This is a genomic window from Microbulbifer okhotskensis (genome assembly GCF_023895975.1).
GTDB lineage: Bacteria > Pseudomonadota > Gammaproteobacteria > Pseudomonadales > Cellvibrionaceae > Microbulbifer > Microbulbifer okhotskensis.
On record NZ_JALBWM010000002.1, the window covers coordinates 32,443 to 52,605 of the forward strand.

Below are 20,163 nucleotides of genomic sequence, written 5' to 3' on the forward strand. Positions count from 1 at the left end.
ATAAAACTCACAAATTATTCAGCTCAAACAAACCGGAATCAGATTTCCTGATCGGAAAGATAGGCCGGTACTGACATTGCCGATGGTGCTTCATCGCGCTCAGGTTCGTCCAGAATACCGGCGTCTACCAGACCCTCTTCGATTTCGCGCAGGGCGATTACCGTCGGCTTGTCGTTCTCCTCTGGAACCAGAGGTTCCCTGCCGCCTGTAGCGATCTGACGGGCGCGTTTGCTGCCGACGATAACGAGTTCGAAGCGGTTGTCTACATGATCAAGGCAATCTTCAACGGTAATACGTGCCATAAACTTTCGATTCCAATTTCTCTGCCCGAAGGCAAATTCTGTACAGGGGACCGGCTATTTTACCGGACCGGGGAATGTATGCAATTCGATCAATGAGTTCAGTGGCGCAACAGTGCTTTAAGTAGCACCCCATGGCGCAACTGTTGTTGTTCCAGACGCAGCCGTTGGGCGGTAATTATCGCACGGAGTTCAGTAAGCGCCTGGTCAAAATTGTCGTTGATGACCAGATAATCCGCTTCTACGTAGTGGGTCATCTCGTCGATAGCCTGATCCATACGGCGATCGATCACCGCCAAATCATCCTGGCCACGGCCTGTCAGTCGCTCGCGCAGGGCTTCTTGAGATGGGGGCAGAATAAAGATGCCGATCGCATCGGGGCACAGGCGGCGCACTTGCTCGGCCCCCTGCCAGTCAATTTCCAGAATAACATCGCGGCCACTGGAGAGAACTTCTTCAATGCCCGCTTTGGCAGTGCCGTAATAGTTATCGCCGTAGACTTGTGCATGTTCAAAAAAGGCATCGCGCTCCAGCATCGACACAAATTTATCGCGCTCGACAAAGTGATAGTCAACGCCATGGGTTTCGCCTGGGCGTTTGGCGCGAGTCGTGTGGGAAACGGATACGGTAACCTGGTTATCGCTGTCCACCAGCATTTTAACCAAGCTGGTTTTCCCCGCGCCAGAGGGGGCGGACACGGTGTAGAGGGTTCCTATATGCACAACTAATCCTGTTCGCGAGCAAAGCGACCATTATAACCGAAGCTGTCGTCTTGTCGGCGATCGATGGTGGCGAGGTGTCGTGAAGGGACAAGGCTAGCCCCCGACCGGAGTGGGGGTATGTGTTGGGAGATTCAGGGTACGTGACTAGCCGTACACCTGAGCCCGGTCGGGATAGCCTCGCGGGAGTTTTTCTCAATCACCACCAACCTCCTGAGATTGAGGGTTACCCCCTGTTGCTAATCGCTAACGAAAGTGACTTTATCCTCTTTACGCTTGCTTGCCAACCACCACCATACCAAAGCGCTTGCGATGAGGTAGGATACGAATAGTGGTACAAACATGTTGCTTAGTAGGGGGATAGCGCAAGCCAGGGCTGCGAGCCGAGCGCTTTCCAGATAATAAGACTTAGGATGACCATCCAGTATCCTTCCATTGATAGCTAGGCAGAAAATCAAGGTTGTCACGGTCCCGAGTAGTTGCCAAAAGCTCAGCTGGCTGTTCAGCCACAACAGAGAAAGCGTCGCGGCGGAGTAGCAAAAGTGTTGGATAAAAGCGTAGTTACGCAAGCCACGACTGATTTCCGGGTTGAAGCGTTTAAAGTTGGCGAGGTTAGTGGAGGTCACAGGCATGGCGCTTTCTGCATCTGCGGGCCTGTAGCCGGTAGGTCGGAACCACAGTGTAAATTTGTCCCACCAATTTTTAGTATGCCAGGCATCTAGAGCCATGCGTTTCAGATGCTGGAAGTTGGCCGCGACAGGATCAAAGGTATTCAGGGGTTTGCGCACACCATAAAGGCAGGGTTCATCCTCCAGCTCTGGCTGATAAGTGCCAAATAAGCGGTCCCAAATAATCAATATTCCGCCGTAGTTTTTATCCACATAGACGCGATTCTGGGCGTGGTGCACTCGGTGATTGGAGGGGGTAATCAGAAACCATTCCAACCAGCGTATCTTGGGTATTTTTTGGGTGTGAACCCAAAACTGGTAAATGAGATCAATGGCTCCGGCTGCAATCACAATCTCTGCTGGCAGACCAATCAACAGCAGCGGCAGATAGAAAATCCAATTCAGTTGCAGGCCTCCCGATGACTGACGCAACGCCGTGGTGAGGTTGTAATCCTCGCTCTGGTGGTGCACCAGGTGCTCCGCCCAAAAGATATTGACCTCGTGGCAAATACGATGCTTCCAGTAGTAACAGAAGTCGTATGCGAGAACTGCCAGGGCCAAGTGCCAGCCATTGTCGATAGACCAATGGAAGCCAACCAGTTGATAGTAGGGTTGTAGCAGTGCAAAAAGAGGGATGTAGATAACGAGAAACAGGCTTTTGTAAGTCAGCCCGATAATGCGGCTGAGAATTCCTGTGCTGAGGTTTCCGATAGCATCATTCAATCGATAGAGTCCCCAGCCCTTCCAGCGGTCCAGGATGACTTCCAGTAATATAGCGAAGAGGAAAAAGGGAATAGCGAGAGTAATCAGGTTCACAGCAACCCCAAATTTTTATTATTGAATAGCTTATCCCATGGACTCTGCCACATAGGCATGAGATCGCAAACGCCTGTAAAGCTTGGATTATGAAATCAGTCAGTATTCACTGGGGCGTAGGGTATTAATCGCAAGGATAAAAAAGATCAGGGATCTGTGCGGCAGTTATGCTGGGTTCGAACGAGTAAGAATGGCAGTGAGTGCCTGGGTTTCGTCCAAAGGGGAATGAACCTCATGAGGCTCTACCCAAAGAAAAAGACCGGCATATGCCGGTCCTAATTCACTCTAGAAGGTTGTTATTTAAGGTGCGGCTTCCGCTTGCAGAGTGACACCACTGTAGGCTTCGTAGCCGTAGATACTGATATACCAAGTGCCGGAATCTGGGTTGCTAATGGCACAGCTTTCTTCATTGCCCCAAAGATAAGGTCTGCAGTCATATCGACGTAGAGTTGGGTAGTTGCCATGGCGCACATAGAGGTCGACCTCACCAGAGCCACCGGACATCTCTATGTTAAGGCTGGAAGTTCCCGCCTCGACTTCGATAGTGAAATCGCTCCAACTGCCCTGGCTATCTGAGAGGTTACTCTCTGTCCAGCTAACGCCACTGCTATCTCCATCTCCATCACCGTTGCCGCTATCGTCACCGCTGGCCATTGCTACAGCCGCTGCCGCATCGACAATACCGGCACCACAGCTGCTGCATGAAGAGGGGAAGCTACGCGCGGTGCTGGTGAGTATAGACTCGACTTCATCCGGGGTTACATCGGGGTTAACGGCATAGATCAATGCAGCAGCGCCGGCGACATGGGGTGCCGCCATACTGGTGCCCTGGCTGTAGTAGTAGCTATCGCTGCCGGCATTTGTAGAACCACTGTTATGGGTGGAGAGAATACCATTGGGATCGTTGGCAAAGCTCTGCGCTCCGCCCGGTGCAGCAACGTCCACCACATTGCCGTAGTTAGAGTAGTAAGAGCGGCCGCCACTGCGGTCAGTCGCAGCGACGGTAACAACACCATCACAGCTGGCGGGAGAGTATTGGCTTGCGTTAGCGCCATCGTTACCAGCAGCTACAACAACTGTTGCGCCGAGGCTGCGAGCGGTATCGACGGCGTTTTGCGTGGTGGTGTCACAGCTACCGTTACCGCCGAGACTCAGGTTCAATACTTGGGCTGGGTTTTCATTGGCCGGCAGACCGCTGACGGAACCACCTGCGCCCCAGATGATGCCGTCGGCAATGTCTGAGGTGTAGCCACCACAACGCCCAAGTACACGTACGGGTACGATCTTGGCCTTATAGGCAACACCGGCAATGCCCATGTTGTTGTTGGTAACCCCGGCGATGGTGCCGGCTACGTGGGTACCGTGCCAGCTGCTGTCACTTTCAGAGGGAATATTTGGGGCATCACCACAGGCAGAGTCGGTATGCCAATCACCTGGATCTGTGGGATCGTCATCGCGCTCGTCGCCATCCACAGAGACAAAGGTGTCGGAGATCATGTCATAGCCCGGCAGAATATTGCCTACCAGATCTGCGTGGGGGAGGTAACCAGTATCGAGTACCGCCACTACCACCCCATCGCCCTGGGTGACATCCCAGGCTGATGGCAGATTCAAGCCACCGGTGGACTCGTAGTAGTGCCATTGATTGAGGTAGCTGGAATCATTAGGTTCAGCCATCGCTTGCATGATCAGGTCCGGTTCTGCGTATTCTACGTCCGGGTCCTGTTTCAGGCGGTCAATAATCGCGTTCACTTCGGCTCTGTTTTTACGGCCTTCCAGGCGCATTACCTGGGCACCAGTGGCCATACGGCGTAGGTGACGCATCTTGTGGCCGGCGCGCCGGGAGGCTTTTTCTACCGTCTCCTTGGCCATGGTGGTAGCTCGTCCGACCTTGGCGTTTTCCTTGTATTTCACGATGATACGATCGGTTAGTAGTGTGTTGTCAGCTTCTTGTGCATGGGCAGTGAAAGGTGTTGTGCACAGTAACGAAAAAGTACTTGCCAGAGCTGTCTTTTGTAAAAGACTTTTCAATGTTAATTTCATTATTGTTATTTCTCCGAGATTATTTATATCCGGTTATCAGTATCCTGGTAGACCGGTTACTCCTGAATTGCTCCGAGCTGGCGAAATAAATTTGCCAAACGGACAGTCCAAAAAACTGCCAAATTCGAGATCAATTAGTCAGTTTGATCAAAATTGGTACCAAAGTTTCAATTCGGTACAGTTATGTGACGATCTTAAAATTATTGTCCTCAGTGGAGGTGTGGAGGATTGCGTGGCTTATGACGACAATTTTATGTATTTTGAAAAAAATTTTTGCTAATGAGATTTTGTTACGGAGGCAATGTGTCGTGGTTCACAAGGTGAGAGGAATAGTGTTTCCGAATATTTTCAAATAAAGATGGTGAGAAATCTATGTCTGTTAGGAAGTCACATTATGACTTTGAAAATTGTTATGCAGCTTTGATCATGCCGGTTTTTGATATCCTGTCATAGCCAAGTCATACACCATCCATAGGGCCTTTGGGGGACGTTAGCCCAGCACCTGCGACTAAATCAGCAACCTATTACTCCCAGGATATATCTCCGCTGAGCGTACACTCAGATGATCATCCAGCGCCAAAAAATATCTTTATTATTTGAAAAACACAGGCTGGATTAATTTATGCTTTTTATGAAAGTTACACTTAATTCTATCTACCAGCAGAGTGGGGGTAGCGGCTCTACCTCCACTCTGCTCCAAGGGATAGATGCTTAACGGCTTATATTGTAGCTGGGCACTCGTGCCCATATCTTTGCAGCCAAGAGGCCGAAAATAAAACCAAATAAGTGTGATTCCCAGGAAATATATCTTCCATGTGGTAAAACACCAAAGATAAGCCCTCCGTAAAGCAGGCCAACCACAATAGATATCAGTAAACGGCTAAATTGCTTGCTGATAAAACCGGCCAGCAGCAAAAAACCGAAATAACCATAGATCACTGAGCTTGCCCCTAGGTGATTGCCTCTTCCAGCAAAAAGCCAAACGGCTAGGCCTGTAGTGATAATGATGGTCAAAGTCACTTTCAGGTAAGTATTAACTCCGTACTGCAACAATAAAAAGCTGAAGATGCACAGGGTTAATATATTTGAAAAGAAATGCCAGGTGTTTGCATGGAGCAGTGGCGCAGAGAAAATATGAGGCAGGTGATTGATTGAGCGGGGAACAATACCAAATTGATTTAGTGAGCGGCCGGTTATTATGTTAATAATTTCAATTACGGCTAATGCTAAAAATATAGCCCCAACCCATTTCAGGTTTTGTCGCATAGGTTTTGCTCAGTGAAATAAAGCGGAAAATTCTCTCGGTTGGGATCGCGTTGGGCATTCACAAGGGATGGTGAGAATGCCCCTATCGATTACTCGATATTCTGGATTTGTTCGCGCATTTGTTCTATCAGGACTTTGAGCTCTACTGCAGCCTGGGTTGTATCGGTTACAACGGACTTGGAGGACAAGGTATTGGCCTCGCGGTTAAACTCCTGCATCAGAAAATCCAAACGCCGGCCGATTGAACCGCCGCCGGCCAATACTCGACGGGTCTCGGAAGTGTGGGCACTAAGGCGGTCGAGCTCTTCATCCACATCGGCTTTTTGGGCCAACAGGACAATCTCCTGCTCTAACCGGTCTTTGTCCAGCTCAACCTGTAACTCCTCGAGGCGACTGCGTAACTTCTCTCTCTGCGCCTCAAGGATTTGCGGAAGCAGCTCGCGAACATTCGCCACTTGCTCCTCAATTCCCATTAGCCGGGCCTCGATAAATTTGGCCAGCTCAGCGCCCTCTCGTTCACGGTTTGCACACAGCTGTCCCAGGGCTTCACGAAAAGCTGCCAGTATGGTCGAGGATTGTTGATCCGGATCGGCTTCAGGCTCGCTGATAACGCCGGGCCATTGAAGCACCTGCAGAGGGTTGAGCGGTTGCATTTCAGCGCCGCTTGCCACTTGCTTTGCCGCTTGAATAAGCGCTTGAGCAAGGGGCTGGTTGATTTCAAGTCCGGTATTTTCGGCACTGATGGGTTTTAGGGTAAGGGCTAACTCAATTTTGCCGCGAGAGAGTGTTTTGCGAAGTATGTCACGCAGCTGTGTTTCCAGGGAGCGTGCGGCTTCCGGCAGACGGAAATGCGGTTCAAGGTAGCGATGGTTAACCGAGCGCAGTTCCCAGATAGCGGTGCCGCTTGCGTAATTAGCTTCGGCGCGTCCGAAAGCCGTCATGCTCCGCACTTTGTTCTGTTCCCGTTGATTGGCCATAGCTGATCCCCTGCAGGCGTATTAATCGGCCCGGGATAATAACACAGCGTTTGGATTGCGATGCTGGGGTATATAATGCGGGGCTTTCATTCAATATTTGAGGTGAACTATGCAGCGTCCTAGTGGCCGCGCACTGGCGCAACTGCGCTCTGTAAAAATTACCCGCAACTATACCCGACATGCAGAGGGCTCCGTGCTGGTTGAGTTTGGCGATACTAAAGTTTTGTGTAATGCCTCCCTGTCGAGTGAAGTTCCGCGGTTTCTACGTGGTCAGGGCAGTGGATGGATCACTGCGGAGTACGGCATGCTGCCGCGCTCAACCGGCTCGCGTATGCCGAGGGAGGCTGCCAAGGGCAAGCAGAGTGGCCGTACGGTGGAAATTCAGCGTTTGATTGGGCGTTCCCTGCGGGCGTCGGTAGATCTTAAAAAGTTGGGTGAGAACCAGATCACGATCGACTGTGATGTCATTCAGGCCGATGGCGGCACGCGGACGGCCGCAATTACTGGTGCTTGTGTGGCATTGGTAGATACTTTACGCCATATGCAGCGGGAAAAAATTATCAGTGAAGACCCACTTAAAAATATGGTGGCCGCTGTGTCTGTGGGAATTTATAAAGGGGAGCCACTTTTGGATTTGGATTACCCCGAGGATAGTGCAGCCGATACAGATATGAATCTGGTGATGGCTGAAGATGGCGGCATGATTGAAGTTCAGGGTACTGCTGAAGGCGAGCCGTTTTCCGAGAAGCAGTTTGCACAAATGCTAGGGCTTGGCAAGGCAGGAATCAGTGAATTGATCGGGTTGCAAAAGAGGGCGTTGGAGGAGTAGCTCCAGTAGTTACTCACCCCCGGTCCTGCCCTAGGTGGGCGGGATCGGGAGTGGGCGCTATTTAGACTTCGATGTCGTAGTCCATGATAACGGGCAGGTGGCTGGAGAAGTTCACATTCTTATTAATTGCGCCGTATTCGATACGATTTTTTAATCCGTGTGAGACGATCTGCATATCAGTCCGCCAGCCGTCGCCTTCACCTATGGCGCCGCTCGGCCACCAACTAAATTCGTCGGTGTCTTTTACCACGCGCCGGAAAGCGTCGACATAACCGACATCGTTGAAGAGCTGATCCAGCCAGCGCTGTTCGTGACGCATAAAACCGGGAGAATCCTGATGGTCCTGCCAGTTTTGTACATCGGCACGGCGGTGTGCCATGCCCCAGTTCCCACAGAAAATAAAGTCACGCCGCTTGCGGCTGATTTTAAGCAGGTGCGCCTGCATATCTTCAAAGAATTGCACCTTTTTCTCTAAAGACGACTCATCAGAAGCCACAGGCGCAAGCAGCGAGCCAATACTTAATCGCTCAAAGTCCGCCTGCAAATAACGGCCGTACATATCCTCGCCATTGGCAAAGCCCATGCCAAAAATAATGGCCTTGGGCTGACTTCGGGTGTAGATAGCCACTCCATTTTCATGGGGTGTACCCGAGTCGAAGAAATAACTGTAATAACCGTCGGGGTGGAATATAGGGTGGTCCAATTCGGGCTCGAGAGAGCACAGGTCCTGGAGGCAGATGATGTCTGCATCCTGTTCCGCCAACCAATCGTAGAGACCGCGTTGTGCAGCCTGATGAACGCCGTCTACCGACAAACTCACTATTCGCATTATTAGCCCCTTACCAGCGGACTGTGTATCATTAGAAACATTATTTGCATGCCTATCCCCGGGAATGCTACGGGGAGGTCTCCCTTCACCTTAGCCAATAGTTAACAATTTTTCATGCAGCAATATCAGCGCGACTTTATCCACCTTGCCCTGAATCATCAGGTCTTGTGTTTCGGCGACTTCACTTTGAAATCAGGCCGTCAGAGTCCTTATTTCTTTAATGCCGGTCGATTCCATTCCGGTGCAGCACTGGCCGCACTGGGACAGGCCTACGCCGAGGCGATTATCGCTTCTGGAGTGGAGTTCGATGTCATTTTTGGACCGGCCTACAAGGGTATCCCGCTGGGTGCGGTGACTGCCGTGGCACTGGCCCAGAAAGGTGTCGACAAGCCTTTCTGTTACAACCGAAAAGAAGCCAAGGATCACGGTGAAGGCGGAACCTTAGTGGGTGCGCCGCTTAATGGCAAGGTTTTGATTATCGATGATGTAATTACCGCGGGCACTGCCGTGCGCGAAGTAATGCAAATTATCGATGCGCATGGCGCTGAAGCCGCGGGCGTCGTGATTGGTTTAAACCGCCAGGAAAAAGCGAGCGAAGATTGTGAATTCTCCGCTATCCAACAAGTTGAGAGACAGTACAATATCCCGGTGGTCAGCATTGTGCAGTTGGACAATGTGATCAGCTTTCTCGAGCAGGAGTCGAAGGATAGTGAAATCCTGCAAAAAATCGTGGACTACCGGCAGCGCTATGGTGTGACGGGTCAATAAATCTTGATCTTATGCCCAGTGGGCCGGGCTATTCAGAGAGAAGAGCGATGCGAATCGCCCCTGTGGCACTTCTATTGATTACTTCCCTCCTTTGGGTATCGGCCAAGTCTCATGCTGCGGCGGACACCCAGGACAGGGTTCTCTATCGATATACCGATGACCAGGGCATCCTGGTGATCAACGATGCAATTCCGCCCAAATTTGTTGCTAACGGCTATGAAATTCTGGCGCTCACCGGTCGTGTTGTTGAGGTAGTTGCACCGCAGTTGAGCCCGGCAGAGTACGAGGCGCAACGCCAACTCGAGGTCCAGCAGGACGCGGACCGCAAGCTGCTCAAGCGCTACAACAGTATCGCGGATATCGAGAGCGCGCGATCGCGCAAATTGGCGATAGTCGAGCAGGACATGGCGATTATGCGTTCAAATGTTGGCAGTTTACGCCGTCAAATTGCTCAGGAAGAGGCCTCTGCGGCGCGCACCCAAAGGGGGGGCCGCGAGGTGGCGCCAGAGCTACTGCAGCGCATTGTTGATCTGAAAACAGAGGTGACGGTACTGCAGGAGCGCCTCAGCCAGCGTGTTGCAGAGTCTGATGCTATCGGCACAGATTTCGATAAAGCGGCAGCCCGCTACACCGAACTTGGCGCTGGGGATTAGTCAGCAACGGGTCACTTACCCAGGGTACCCTTTCCCACTGCTGACCTTTTTGCGCAAGCCTCTATCTGGCGGTGGCGACCGTTTCGCGAAAAAATCCTGCGGTCAGCACAGGCCATTGTTCGGCCCAATACTCTGTGGGCTTCCGTTTAAAGCCGCTGCGCACATACTGCACGATACGTCCTTCGGCACTGGCCAATAAGAGATTGGCAGCTCCGCCGAGAGGCAGGGTTGGACGCAGGTGCTCGCGCAGCTCAGCCTCGCGCAGGATCTGCCTGATCTGGGTTTCCAGGCGATCGAACAACTGTAGGATGCGCCCGTGTAATCTCTCGGTTTCTCCGGTAAGGGCATCGCCAGTGAGTAGGCGGGTAATCCCGGGATTGCGCTCACAAAAGCCGAGCAGGAGCTGCAAAATTTTCTGGCAGCGGTTGAGGGCTGAAGGCTCTTCTTGCAGAATTATGGCGATACGGCTGAAGATGGTCTCTTCGATAAATTCGATCAGTCCCTCAAACATTTTCGACTTGCTGGGGAAGTGGCGATATAGCGCGGCTTCAGAGAAGCCGACCTCCTTGGCCAGTGCTGCTGTGGTAATACGTGCGCCGGGGCTGACTTCCAGCATATGTGCCAGAGCTTCCAGGATTTGTTGACGCCGATTGATTTTTTCGCTGCTCATTGACTGCCTTTGGTCCGCTTGGGAGACGGAATTTAGTTTTGCTCTTGTCGCCTTAATTTGGCGGCGGCGGAATCCTACCGATTCGCCGGGCTGTCTTCAATTGCCAAGGGCCTACCGGGGCACAGATTACACCTCATTGTTGGTAATCAAAGTGCCAACCCCTCTATTTGTAAAAATTTCGAGCAATATTGCATGGGGTACACGGCCGTCGATAATGTGAGCAGAAATAACACTTGCCTGTACGGCATCCAGAGCGCAGGTGATTTTCGGCAGCATGCCGCCATAGATAGTGCCATCCTTGATCAGGCCTTCGACCTGGCTTGTACTTAAACCGGTGAGCACTTTCCCTTCTTTGTCTTGTAGGCCCGCAACATTGGTTAGCAGCATGAGCTTTTCGGCTCTCAGCCGCTCTGCAATTTTGCCAGCAACAAGGTCTGCATTGATGTTGTAGGAAACCCCGTTACTGTCGACCCCGATAGGGGCGATCACCGGGATAAAATCACTGTGGATCAGCATATCGATCACATCGATATTAACCTTTTCCACTTCACCCACCTGGCCGATGTCAATAATTTCAGAGGCATGCAGCCCTGCGTTCTCGTTTTTTCTGGCCAACTTACGCGCTTTGATCAGAAGGCCATCCTTGCCGGTAACGCCAACAGCGCGGCCCCCGTTTTTGTTAATCAGGTTGACGATCTGCTTATTGACGGTACCTCCCAGTACCATTTCAACAACATCCATGGTTTCGCTATCGGTAACTCGCATCCCGTCCACGAAACGGGATTCAATATTGAGTTTTTCCAGTAGCTGCCCGATTTGTGGGCCGCCGCCATGCACAACCACTGGGTTCATCCCGACCAGTTTCATCAGGATGATGTCTCGCGCAAAACTATTTTGCAGCTGCTCATCGATCATGGCGTTACCACCGAACTTGACCACAATGGTTTTGCCTGTAAAGCACTGGATATAAGGCAGTGCCTCGTTGAGAACCTGGGCGATACGCAGTGCGGAGTTTTGATCTAGGGACATGGACAATTCCTTATACTATGCGACGGGGAAGCAGGTGTTCCGCCCTGTTAGGGGTCGCCAGAGATTCTATGCAAATCGAGGATTCTTTTGATTGAAAGACCGCAGCTGGACGTCAAGCTGCGGCACTTTTATCCTAATCGAGCAATTGCCAGTCGGGTACTGCAATTTTTGGGGCTATTAACTTGAGCTGTCCCATGACTTCTGCGCGAATGCGCTCAAGGGCTTGCTCATTTTCCGCCTCAAAGCGCAGGGTCAGAGCGCTGGTGGTGTTGGAGGCTCGTATCAGGCCCCAGCCATCAGGAAATTCAATACGCAAACCATCGATGGTATTGATGTCAGCATTGCCGAAGCTCCCTTTACTGCGCAGTTGTTCAATCAGTGAAAATTTCTCAGTTTCTTCTACCGGTAGCAGGATTTCCGGAGTGCTGTGCATTTTGGGCAGAGTGTCGAGAAGTTCGTCCAGGCTTTGCTCGCGCAGGGCCATAATTTCCAAAATTCGCGCGGCCGCATAGATGCCGTCGTCGAAACCAAACCAGCGGTCTTTAATAAAAATATGCCCCGATAGCTCGCCACCCAAAATAGCGTTGGTCTCCAGCATCTTGGCCTTCATGGGAGAGTGACCGGTTTTCCACATCACCGGTCGACCACCATACTGACCGATCAATTCGGACAGGCTGCGGCTGCTCTTAACATCGAAGACGATATTTTCTCCGGGATTTCGAGCGAGGATATCTCTTGCCAAGAGCATAACCAGCTGATCGGCCCAGGCAATGCGACCACTGCTTGAGATCAGGGTTACGCGATCACCGTCGCCATCCAGGGCCACCCCCAGGTCTGCTCCGGTCTCCAATACCTTGTCAGTCAGTGCTTCGAGGTTCTCAGGTCTGGAGGGGTCGGGCGCATGATTGGGAAAGTTGCCATCCACTTCGCAAAAAATCGGCGTCACGGCACAACCCAGCTGCTCGAATAGGCGGGGAGCCAAGGTAGAGGTGGCCCCGTTACCTGCATCTACAACCAGGTGAGGCTGACCGGCCAATGCAATATTGTTGAAAACTTCATCAATATATTTGCTGGTGATCTCTTGCTCTCTGTTGCTGCCCTCTCCCTTTTTGAATGGGCCCTTTTGCATCAGCCGGTAGAGACCCTGCAATTTTTCTTCCGCCATGGCACGGCCTTTCAGTACTATTTTAAAGCCATTGTACTCAGCGGGGTTATGGCTTGCGGTAACAATCACGCCGCTGCTGGTATTCTTCCCTTTTGCACAGGCGTAATAGAGCAGTGGTGAAGGCACGAGGCCGAGATTTATAGAGTGACACCCGCTGTCGAGAATACCCTCGATCAGGCATTGGCTAAGTTGTTCACTACTGTTGCGACCGTCCCTGCCGACCAGCAGTAGATGCTCGCCAGCGTGCTGTGCCAGCGTGCCGAGGGCTCTTCCCAGCTGATAGGCAAAAGGCTCGTTAATTTCTCGACCGGCTATACCGCGGATATCGTAAGCGCGGAAAACAGCTTGTGAAAATTCAGTACTCAGTGATAGCTCGGTCTTATTGACAGCTTTACCCTCTGAACGCTTCGTAACCGCTTTCTTTTCGCTGTTATCCGTAGAGCTGGTGGCACTGGGTGCGGAGGCCAGGCCTTGTGGCAGAAAGTCTCTGCTCGGCACCTTCTCCGAGCTCTCATCAGTAGTCTCCGAGTGGGCTTTATTCAGTTCGTTGCCCGTCTCTTCCTTGTTTCTTTCCCAGGGTGCTCGGGAGTCCCGTGGCAGGAATTTGATCAGTAGGAGTAGCGTAATCCCAATCCCAATCCCGGCGCCGGCATAAAACCAAACTGTCGGTAGGCTGTGTTCTTTTACAAAAGTGCTGGAGGGACTGAAATTAAGGCTCAGGTAGCTCCCCTTTAACGCTACAGATGCCTGATGGCCATTGCCGTCACCGCCGCGCCACAGCGTCTGACTGTGGGCATCGGGAAATTTCTGCAGTAATTGAATCTGTCCGCTAGCAGTATCGAGTTTTGCTAGCGTGTTTTCGAGTACCGCAAAGGGCTGGGTCACCAGCAGTTGTTCACTTTGTCGACTGACGATACTGTGTAATTGCCAGTTGTTTTCATTGCCGGTGCGCAATATTTCTACAGGCAGCTCAGCGACCTGCTGGCCGCGCTTTAATAAATCGACCAGTGCAAAATTAAGTGAAGGGGACTGCCCCGAGCCGACCAGAATTTGCTCGGGAGAAAAAACCTGGACTGAGGTTTGGTCGGGTAAGTCGCCGGATGTAATCAGCGCGGTCACTGGAGTTTTGGCTGATGCCAATGCTCGCAGCTTGGTTGAACGGTTCGTAAGATAGGCCTGTAGGGGATCGGCAAACTTTCGTACTTTTTGTTCCCCGGCTTGCTCTACCTGGGTGTGATTGTGCGGCGTCACCATGTGCTCGACGATCAGGTAGGCGCCGCCTAGCCAGGCAACGATAGCCAAAAGTGACGGCAGGATCAGTCCTTTATACATGGTAACGCTCGGTTTTTCTCGTTGTTGGAGACCACAGGTATCCCCGTTTTATAGATAAATATTGTCACAGAGCCTTGGAGGCAATGAGGTCGATAAGTTGTCGGGCCAGATTGGTTTTCAGAGCCGGGGCCAGTCGCTCACAGCCGTCGGAATCTATGACCAGGACCGCATTGTGATCGCTGTTAAAGCCCGAGTCAGGCAGGCTTACGTCATTGGCAATAATCATGTCGAGATTTTTTCGCTGTAGTTTATTCTGCGCGTGAGCTTGCAGTTGCTCTGTTTCAGCGGCAAATCCGACTGTGAATGGCCGCAGCTCGGTGCGTGCAGCAATGGCGGCGACGATATCAGGATTCTTGATCAGAGCGATCGCGGCATCATCCTGCCCGTTTTTCTTTTTGATCTTTTGCTCGGCGGCCTGGACCGGGCGAAAGTCAGCGACAGCTGCGGCACTGATGAAAATATCGCAATGGTCTGCGGCACGCTCTGCAGCTTCGTACATGTCTTGTGCGCTAATAACATTGATCCGCTCCACCTGAGGCGGCGTATCCAGATTGACCGGGCCGGCGATCAGAGTGACGTTTGCGCCGGCACTTTGGGCTGCCGCAGCCAAGGCAAACCCCATTTTGCCAGAGCTGTGATTGCTGAGAAATCGCACGGGATCAATCGCTTCTCTGGTCGGCCCAGCAGTGATCACGACTTTGCGCCCTTGCAGCGCGGAGCTGTAAGTGAATAGCGCCTCGGTTTGTTCCGCCAGCAGTTCCGGCTCCAGCATTCTTCCAGGGCCTACATCGCCACAAGCCTGACTGCCGGCTCCGGGTCCCCAAAACAGCACTCCGCGACCTTTCAGGGTTCTCGCATTAGCTGCCGTGGCGCCGTGGCGCCACATAGCTTGGTTCATCGCAGGGGCCAAAGCCAGGGGTGCCTCGCTGGCCAGGCACAGGGTTGTCAGCAGATCGTCAGCCATACCACAGGCCAGCTTTGCCATAACCTGGGCGCTCGCCGGGGCGATAAGGATCAAATTGGCCCATTTGGCCAGTTCAATATGCCCCATGGCTGCTTCGGCTGAGGGGTCCAGCAAATCAGTGTGTACCGGGTTGCCGGATAGGGCTTGGTAGGTCAGCGGCTGCACAAACTCTCGTGCACCGGCGCTCATCACCACCCTGACGTCTGCACCGCGCTCCTTGAGGCGGCGGACCAAGTCGGCACTTTTATAGGCGGCAATACCACCGCTAATACCTAAAAGTATGCGTTTGTCAGCCAGAGAGGACATAGGGATTGTTTCCGAATTGGTGCGAACGGGTAAGATTAGCATTTATGTGTCGCTTCTTATAAGGCGGCGCTATCGCTTCACCGATACAGCATGGAAAAGAGGTTGCGTGGACCCATGCCGGAAACGGGTGAGTCACAAACAGACTGGGCTGAAAAATGAAAATAAAGGACTGGCCTGCGGGCGAGAGACCGCGGGAGAAGTTGTTAGAGCGGGGCGCCGATGCTCTGTCGGATGCAGAGTTATTAGCAATTTTTTTACGGGTTGGGTTACCGGGGGTCTCTGCGGTGGATCTGGCCAGGGGCCTACTTAATGACTTTGGTGGCTTGCGGGCGCTGTTGGAGGCAGATCGAGAGTGTTTTTGCCGTGCCCGCGGCCTTGGAGACGCCAAGTTTGCCCAGCTGCAGGCGACTCTGGAGATGGCGAAGAGACACCTAGCGGAAACCATACAGCACGGTAGCGCGCTGTGTAGCCCGGGTGCGGTCAGGGACTATCTGGCGATCCAATTGCGGCATCGCCGCAGGGAGGTGTTCTGTTGTCTCTACCTGGACAACCAGCACCGTGTGATCGCTTTCGAGGAGTTGTTTGAAGGGACTTTAAACGCAGCGAATGTCTATCCCCGCGAAGTGGTGCAACAGGCACTGTTAAAAGGGGCCGCTGCAGTTATTCTTGCACATAACCACCCATCTGGAGTCAGTGAGCCCAGTCAGGCAGATATCTGGATTACCGAACGACTGACACAGGCGCTTGAGTTGGTGGATATCAAGATATTGGACCATCTGATCGTCGGTGAGGGCAGGGCATTATCCTTTGCTGAGCAGGGATTGCTGTAAAGGTGCCATTCTTGGCGATGAAATGTTGTACAAAACTTGCTCCCCAGGGGCTCTTTTGGTATAAAACGCCGCTCTTTGCGGCCGGGCCAGATTCTGAACAGGTTCCGCCGCCATCCAGGAACCGGATTAGAATCCCGATTTATATGTTCCCGCGCCGTCCTTTCTCAGAAATAGAGGGCCGGTGTGAGAACAAGCGTTTTGAAGAGGCCAACAGATGTCTAAGGTATGTCAGGTAACCGGTAAGCGTCCGGTCACCGGAAACAATGTATCCCACGCTAAAAACCGCACCAAGCGTCGCTTTGTGCCGAATCTGCACAGCCACCGCTTCTGGGTTGAGTCCGAGAAGCGTTTCGTGAAGCTGCGTGTATCCGCCAAAGGAATGCGCGTGATCGATAAGAAAGGTATTGATACCGTTCTGAGTGAGCTGCGCGCGCGCGGCGAAAAAGTGTAACTGGCTGTACCCAGCTAACAGATTGGAGATAGAGCAATGCGTGAGAAGATTCGTCTGAATTCCAGCGCTGGTACTGGTCATTTCTACACCACTACCAAGAACAAGCGTAATATGCCCGAAAAAATGGAGATCAAAAAATACGATCCCGTTGTTCGTAAGCATGTAATGTACAAGGAAGGCAAAATTAAGTAATTGCCAACCGTTACTGTACAAAAAAGCCCGGCTTATTGCCGGGCTTTTTTGTGTATCGTAGAAAGTTAGCTGTCAGTTTCCATGTGGTAACAACAGAAGATGCCTGAGCTCCCGGAAGTAGAAACCACCCTTCGCGGCCTGCGACCTCACCTGGAAGGCCGTAAAGTACGCGCCGCTCAAGTGCGCCAGCATCAGTTGCGCTGGCCGGTAGAGCCGGGTTTTACACGGTACATCCGAAATGCCCGGATATTGAAACTGGAGCGCCGGGCAAAATATCTTCTAGTACATACTGATAAGGGCTGCGCGATTTGGCATCTGGGGATGTCTGGCAGCTTGCGTTTGGTCGAGACTGGGGTGGCACCGGAAAAACATGACCACATTGACTGGCGATTGGACAGTGGCCTCAAGCTGCGCTACCGAGACCCACGTCGCTTCGGTGCCTTGTTATGGACAGTGGCCGACCCCCTAGCTCACGAACTGCTCAGTCATTTGGGTCCGGAACCACTTTCGGAAGCGTTCGATGGTGACTACCTCTTCGCTAGCTCACGCAAGCGCAAGCTGTCGGTAAAAACCTTTATTATGGATGGCCGTATCGTCGTTGGGGTAGGCAATATCTACGCGAGTGAATCTCTGTTCCAGGCTGGTATCCGTCCAGATCGGGAAGCGGGATCCATTTCTCGCGCCCGCTATCAGCGTCTGGCGGTGGCCATCAAACAAATTTTACAACAGGCAATTGCCCAGGGCGGGACCACATTGCGAGATTTTATCGGCGGTGATGGCAAGCCGGGTTACTTTGCTCAGCAACTGAGTGTCTATGGGCGTACGGGTGAGGCCTGCCCCTCCTGCGGACGCGCAGTGCGAGATATGGTACTGGGACAGAGAAATACCTTCTTCTGCTCTAGCTGCCAGCGTTAAATCATTCCTGGGGAATACTTTCAGGCAATACTAATATCACCGTATTGTCGATAAGGAGTTCACCAGTGGTCATGATATTGCCCTTTCTCACGGCTGCCCTGACGGTTTGGGCCGTATGGAATGGTCGGCGCCGCGCCGCGATGGGTTGGTGGTTGGTAACGGTGCTGATCTACATCGCTTGGTATGGCTATCATATGACAAGGGAGCTGAACCTTTCTTTCTAGGGGGCGATGTCACTATGGTGTTCACGGTGCGGAAGCTCGACAGCTTAGCGCTACTGGCAATTACTGTTATTCTCTGGATAGCCTTTCTGGTGGAGTTGGTTGAACATCAGATTCCCTGCCCATTGTGCCTTTTACAGCGCGTCGCTTTTACAATGGCGGGCGTGGGCTTGATGATGAATTTACGTTTCAATCTGCGCCCGGAACACTACGGTATTGTGACTCTTTCCAGTCTCTCTGGCTTAGTGGTATCCGTCAGGCAGATACTTCTACACATAATGCCGGACAATCCAGGCTACGGAAATCCAGTATTCGGATTGCATTTATATACCTGGTCTGCACTAATTTTCTTTGCTCTGCTCATTTATTCTGGTGTCATATTAGTACTGGGATTTAGGTGGCGTAACTTCGTTACTCGGGATTTCAGTTTTCCAGAAAAGTGCATTGTGTATATCTTTTTCACGATAGTGCTGGCTAACTTAATAGCGGTAGTCATTGAGTGTGGCGTGGGTCCATGTAGCAGTGGGGCATTCAGTTACCACTGGCTGTGGAATTGAATTTAACCCGCGAGGTATCAAGGTTTCCTATGCTTTACCTGCTAATAGCTAATTCATTAATAACCCCGGTTCTCTCAGAAGCAATTTTTCGAACAATTGTGAGGTGACACTATGCGGTTGGTCTGCACCCTAATCTGTCTGTTGCTGATGGCTTGTAGTCAGGGTGAAAACTCTCAGGATAAAGTTTTTTCCCATAGTACCCCAGCTCAGCTTGTATTAAAAAATGCCTTTATATACACCGTTGACCCATCCAGAAATATTGCTTCAGCAATGGCTATCTGTAATGGGCGTATTGTCTCTATTGGTACAGACCGTGAAATCAATGCATTTGTGGGGCCGCAAACACAGGTTAAAGATCTAAATGGGAAAATGGTACTACCAGGTTTTATCCAGCAAACGCCTGATGCGAGTATCCATGGCGCCCTGGATTTATCATCGGGTAGGTCAGTCGAAGCTTACCAAGCTAAGATCCGTGATTACATACAGAGTAATCCCGATCAACAAGTAATTGCTGGTACCGGGTGGCGGCATCAAGTGTTTAAGCCAAGTAGCCCTCATAAAGCGATCCTGGATCAAATTAGTGATTTGATACCCATTATTTTATTCTCTGCTGACAGTACTAGTGTGTGGACTAATTCTGAGGGGGTTGCGGCAGCGGGGATCAATATGAATTCCAATTTCACGTCTGGAGGAATAATTGAAAAAGATGAAGATGGACTGCCTATCGGCGTGTTCCATGGCGGAGAAACAGTAGATATTTTTTCCCGGTTGATACCGAATAAAAATTCCGATAGTCCCTCCGCTAGTATTTCAGCGATCAGAGATCTCGCTGCAGAAAGAGGGGTAACCACATTTTATCAGGCCATTATGCCGACCCAAAATCTGGCTAAATACATTTTGGGTTATGGCTCAGTTGCCCCAGCAGAAAATTTAAATCTACGTATTCGTGGTTCATTTAAGGTAACCCTGAATGTAACTGCTGAAAAAATAGATGAATTAAAAAAGATCGCGGAAAAATATTCTGGAGATGATTTTAAAATAAACTCAATCAGGCTGAGTCCGAATAAATTCATGTCAGAAAACCAACAGGAATTGAAAGGGGGAGGGACACTACTATCCCAAGTAGTTACGCAAGCCAATATGCATAATTTCCAGGTTCATTTGGATGCAGGCAGTAATACGGATTTTAAACCCCTTTTAGCTGCATTACAGGACTCCACCGGCATCGAACCGGTTGTACTCCTTTCGATGCAGGTGGGTTCGGTTAACTCATTAAAAAGAGCGTTTATAGAGAAATGGAAAACCTTAAAAGAGATGTTTCTCGATAAGAGTATAAAGCTTCACTTTCCACAAATGACCGGCGTTATGGATGCCGTATTTATTGCTGGGAGACAGGTTGCACCTCTTCAAAATATTCATAACGGTGTCGCGAACAAGATACCACTGGCGGTAATGATTGAGATGTTCACCTTAGCTGGTGCTGTTACGAATCATTTGGAGGGGGATACCGGTAGCCTAGAAGTGGGCAAATGGGCAGATTTTATTGTATTGGATAAAAACTTATTCGAGATCCCGCAGCGGGATATTGGTTCGACCCGAGTACTACAGACTTACTATAAGGGCAGGCAGGTATTCGATCGCAACCACTGAAGGATGGAACCCGA

Annotated in this window: 21 protein-coding genes; 10 read left to right on the forward strand and 11 right to left on the reverse strand. The window is 51.3% G+C overall.

All coding sequences use genetic code 11. From position 1 onward, the window contains the following. Positions 1-38 precede the first annotated feature (38 nt). The 6 genes from rpoZ to MO867_RS00725 all read right to left on the reverse strand — a co-directional run bounded on the left by rpoZ (position 39) and on the right by MO867_RS00725 (position 6,788). On the reverse strand, positions 39-302 hold the full coding sequence (rpoZ, locus tag MO867_RS00700) for a DNA-directed RNA polymerase subunit omega (protein WP_252464013.1): 264 nt from the start codon (positions 300-302) through the stop codon (positions 39-41). Positions 303-400: 98 nt separating this feature from the next. Beyond that, entirely contained in the window at positions 401-1,021 is a 621-nt protein-coding gene (gene gmk, locus MO867_RS00705; RefSeq protein WP_252464014.1) for a guanylate kinase, read from the reverse strand. A 236-nt stretch (positions 1,022-1,257) separates the two neighbouring features. Beyond that, complete coding sequence (locus tag MO867_RS00710; protein ID WP_252464015.1) at positions 1,258-2,502, reverse strand: sterol desaturase family protein; 1,245 nt, start codon at positions 2,500-2,502, stop codon at positions 1,258-1,260. Positions 2,503-2,802: 300 nt separating this feature from the next. Continuing rightward, entirely contained in the window at positions 2,803-4,545 is a 1,743-nt protein-coding gene (locus MO867_RS00715; RefSeq protein WP_252464016.1) for a S8 family peptidase, read from the reverse strand. A 711-nt stretch (positions 4,546-5,256) separates the two neighbouring features. Further along, entirely contained in the window at positions 5,257-5,811 is a 555-nt protein-coding gene (locus tag MO867_RS00720; protein ID WP_252464017.1) for a rhomboid family intramembrane serine protease, read from the reverse strand. An 89-nt stretch (positions 5,812-5,900) separates the two neighbouring features. Then, positions 5,901-6,788, reverse strand: coding sequence for a YicC/YloC family endoribonuclease (locus MO867_RS00725; RefSeq protein ID WP_252464018.1), 888 nt, complete (start codon positions 6,786-6,788; stop codon positions 5,901-5,903). A gap of 109 nt (positions 6,789-6,897) precedes the next feature. Between MO867_RS00725 and rph the strand changes: the two genes are divergently transcribed. Then, positions 6,898-7,617, forward strand: a complete 720-nt coding sequence (rph, locus tag MO867_RS00730; RefSeq protein WP_252464019.1) for a ribonuclease PH — start codon at positions 6,898-6,900, stop codon at positions 7,615-7,617. A 61-nt stretch (positions 7,618-7,678) separates the two neighbouring features. Here the strand turns inward: rph and MO867_RS00735 are convergent, their stop codons facing one another. Further along, positions 7,679-8,446: an exodeoxyribonuclease III gene (locus tag MO867_RS00735; protein WP_252464020.1), complete on the reverse strand. Its 768-nt coding sequence runs from the start codon at positions 8,444-8,446 to the stop codon at positions 7,679-7,681. 114 nt (positions 8,447-8,560) lie between these two features. Here MO867_RS00735 and pyrE point away from each other — a divergent pair, with 114 nt between their 5' ends. Together pyrE and MO867_RS00745 are read left to right on the forward strand one after the other, a co-directional pair. Further along, positions 8,561-9,214, forward strand: a complete 654-nt coding sequence (pyrE, locus tag MO867_RS00740; protein ID WP_252464021.1) for an orotate phosphoribosyltransferase — start codon at positions 8,561-8,563, stop codon at positions 9,212-9,214. 47 nt (positions 9,215-9,261) lie between these two features. Next, positions 9,262-9,867: a hypothetical protein gene (locus MO867_RS00745; RefSeq protein ID WP_252464022.1), complete on the forward strand. Its 606-nt coding sequence runs from the start codon at positions 9,262-9,264 to the stop codon at positions 9,865-9,867. 61 nt (positions 9,868-9,928) lie between these two features. On the opposite strand, the gene slmA is transcribed toward MO867_RS00745, so the two are convergent. From slmA to coaBC, 4 genes are all read right to left on the reverse strand, one after another. Continuing rightward, positions 9,929-10,537, reverse strand: a complete 609-nt coding sequence (slmA, locus tag MO867_RS00750) for a nucleoid occlusion factor SlmA (RefSeq protein WP_252464023.1) — start codon at positions 10,535-10,537, stop codon at positions 9,929-9,931. Between the two features lie 126 nt (positions 10,538-10,663). Continuing rightward, positions 10,664-11,566, reverse strand: coding sequence for an acetylglutamate kinase (argB, locus tag MO867_RS00755; protein WP_252464024.1), 903 nt, complete (start codon positions 11,564-11,566; stop codon positions 10,664-10,666). 133 nt (positions 11,567-11,699) lie between these two features. After that, positions 11,700-14,063, reverse strand: a complete 2,364-nt coding sequence (locus MO867_RS00760; protein WP_252464025.1) for a phosphomannomutase/phosphoglucomutase — start codon at positions 14,061-14,063, stop codon at positions 11,700-11,702. A gap of 64 nt (positions 14,064-14,127) precedes the next feature. Beyond that, entirely contained in the window at positions 14,128-15,333 is a 1,206-nt protein-coding gene (coaBC, locus tag MO867_RS00765; protein WP_252464026.1) for a bifunctional phosphopantothenoylcysteine decarboxylase/phosphopantothenate--cysteine ligase CoaBC, read from the reverse strand. Between the two features lie 155 nt (positions 15,334-15,488). On the opposite strand from coaBC, the gene radC reads away from it, so the two are divergent. The 7 genes from radC (at position 15,489) to MO867_RS00800 (ending at position 20,149) form a co-directional block, all read left to right on the forward strand. Further along, positions 15,489-16,163 carry a RadC family protein gene (gene radC, locus MO867_RS00770; RefSeq protein ID WP_252464027.1) on the forward strand — a complete coding sequence of 225 codons (675 nt, stop codon included), beginning with the start codon at positions 15,489-15,491 and terminating at the stop codon, positions 16,161-16,163. Positions 16,164-16,377: 214 nt separating this feature from the next. Beyond that, positions 16,378-16,614, forward strand: coding sequence for a 50S ribosomal protein L28 (gene rpmB, locus MO867_RS00775; protein WP_067083837.1), 237 nt, complete (start codon positions 16,378-16,380; stop codon positions 16,612-16,614). Between the two features lie 36 nt (positions 16,615-16,650). Beyond that, entirely contained in the window at positions 16,651-16,806 is a 156-nt protein-coding gene (rpmG, locus tag MO867_RS00780) for a 50S ribosomal protein L33 (RefSeq protein WP_020413983.1), read from the forward strand. 99 nt (positions 16,807-16,905) lie between these two features. Then, on the forward strand, positions 16,906-17,721 hold the full coding sequence (gene mutM / locus MO867_RS00785) for a bifunctional DNA-formamidopyrimidine glycosylase/DNA-(apurinic or apyrimidinic site) lyase (RefSeq protein ID WP_252464028.1): 816 nt from the start codon (positions 16,906-16,908) through the stop codon (positions 17,719-17,721). A 71-nt stretch (positions 17,722-17,792) separates the two neighbouring features. Then, entirely contained in the window at positions 17,793-17,945 is a 153-nt protein-coding gene (locus MO867_RS00790; RefSeq protein WP_252464029.1) for a DUF5993 family protein, read from the forward strand. Between the two features lie 14 nt (positions 17,946-17,959). Next, positions 17,960-18,499: a disulfide bond formation protein B gene (locus tag MO867_RS00795; RefSeq protein ID WP_252464030.1), complete on the forward strand. Its 540-nt coding sequence runs from the start codon at positions 17,960-17,962 to the stop codon at positions 18,497-18,499. A 111-nt stretch (positions 18,500-18,610) separates the two neighbouring features. After that, on the forward strand, positions 18,611-20,149 hold the full coding sequence (locus tag MO867_RS00800; protein ID WP_252464031.1) for an amidohydrolase: 1,539 nt from the start codon (positions 18,611-18,613) through the stop codon (positions 20,147-20,149). The last annotated feature ends 14 nt before the right edge of the window (positions 20,150-20,163 follow it).

Bases quoted from the DNA above. Each gene is read 5' to 3' on its own strand.
- MO867_RS00745 (WP_252464022.1), top strand. From the start codon at position 9,262: ATGCGAATCGCCCCTGTGGCACTTCTATTGATTACTTCCCTCCTTTGG.
- rpoZ (WP_252464013.1), bottom strand. From the start codon at position 302: ATGGCACGTATTACCGTTGAAGATTGCCTTGATCATGTAGACAACCGC.
- argB (WP_252464024.1), bottom strand. From the start codon at position 11,566: ATGTCCCTAGATCAAAACTCCGCACTGCGTATCGCCCAGGTTCTCAAC.
- rpmG (WP_020413983.1), top strand. From the start codon at position 16,651: ATGCGTGAGAAGATTCGTCTGAATTCCAGCGCTGGTACTGGTCATTTC.
- slmA (WP_252464023.1), bottom strand. From the start codon at position 10,537: ATGAGCAGCGAAAAAATCAATCGGCGTCAACAAATCCTGGAAGCTCTG.
- MO867_RS00720 (WP_252464017.1), bottom strand. From the start codon at position 5,811: ATGCGACAAAACCTGAAATGGGTTGGGGCTATATTTTTAGCATTAGCC.
- MO867_RS00790 (WP_252464029.1), top strand. From the start codon at position 17,793: ATGATATTGCCCTTTCTCACGGCTGCCCTGACGGTTTGGGCCGTATGG.
- MO867_RS00735 (WP_252464020.1), bottom strand. From the start codon at position 8,446: ATGCGAATAGTGAGTTTGTCGGTAGACGGCGTTCATCAGGCTGCACAA.
- rph (WP_252464019.1), top strand. From the start codon at position 6,898: ATGCAGCGTCCTAGTGGCCGCGCACTGGCGCAACTGCGCTCTGTAAAA.
- MO867_RS00800 (WP_252464031.1), top strand. From the start codon at position 18,611: ATGCGGTTGGTCTGCACCCTAATCTGTCTGTTGCTGATGGCTTGTAGT.
- coaBC (WP_252464026.1), bottom strand. From the start codon at position 15,333: ATGTCCTCTCTGGCTGACAAACGCATACTTTTAGGTATTAGCGGTGGT.
- MO867_RS00795 (WP_252464030.1), top strand. From the start codon at position 17,960: ATGGTGTTCACGGTGCGGAAGCTCGACAGCTTAGCGCTACTGGCAATT.
- MO867_RS00760 (WP_252464025.1), bottom strand. From the start codon at position 14,063: ATGTATAAAGGACTGATCCTGCCGTCACTTTTGGCTATCGTTGCCTGG.
- MO867_RS00715 (WP_252464016.1), bottom strand. From the start codon at position 4,545: ATGAAATTAACATTGAAAAGTCTTTTACAAAAGACAGCTCTGGCAAGT.
- MO867_RS00725 (WP_252464018.1), bottom strand. From the start codon at position 6,788: ATGGCCAATCAACGGGAACAGAACAAAGTGCGGAGCATGACGGCTTTC.
- pyrE (WP_252464021.1), top strand. From the start codon at position 8,561: ATGCAGCAATATCAGCGCGACTTTATCCACCTTGCCCTGAATCATCAG.
- mutM (WP_252464028.1), top strand. From the start codon at position 16,906: ATGCCTGAGCTCCCGGAAGTAGAAACCACCCTTCGCGGCCTGCGACCT.
- rpmB (WP_067083837.1), top strand. From the start codon at position 16,378: ATGTCTAAGGTATGTCAGGTAACCGGTAAGCGTCCGGTCACCGGAAAC.
- radC (WP_252464027.1), top strand. From the start codon at position 15,489: ATGAAAATAAAGGACTGGCCTGCGGGCGAGAGACCGCGGGAGAAGTTG.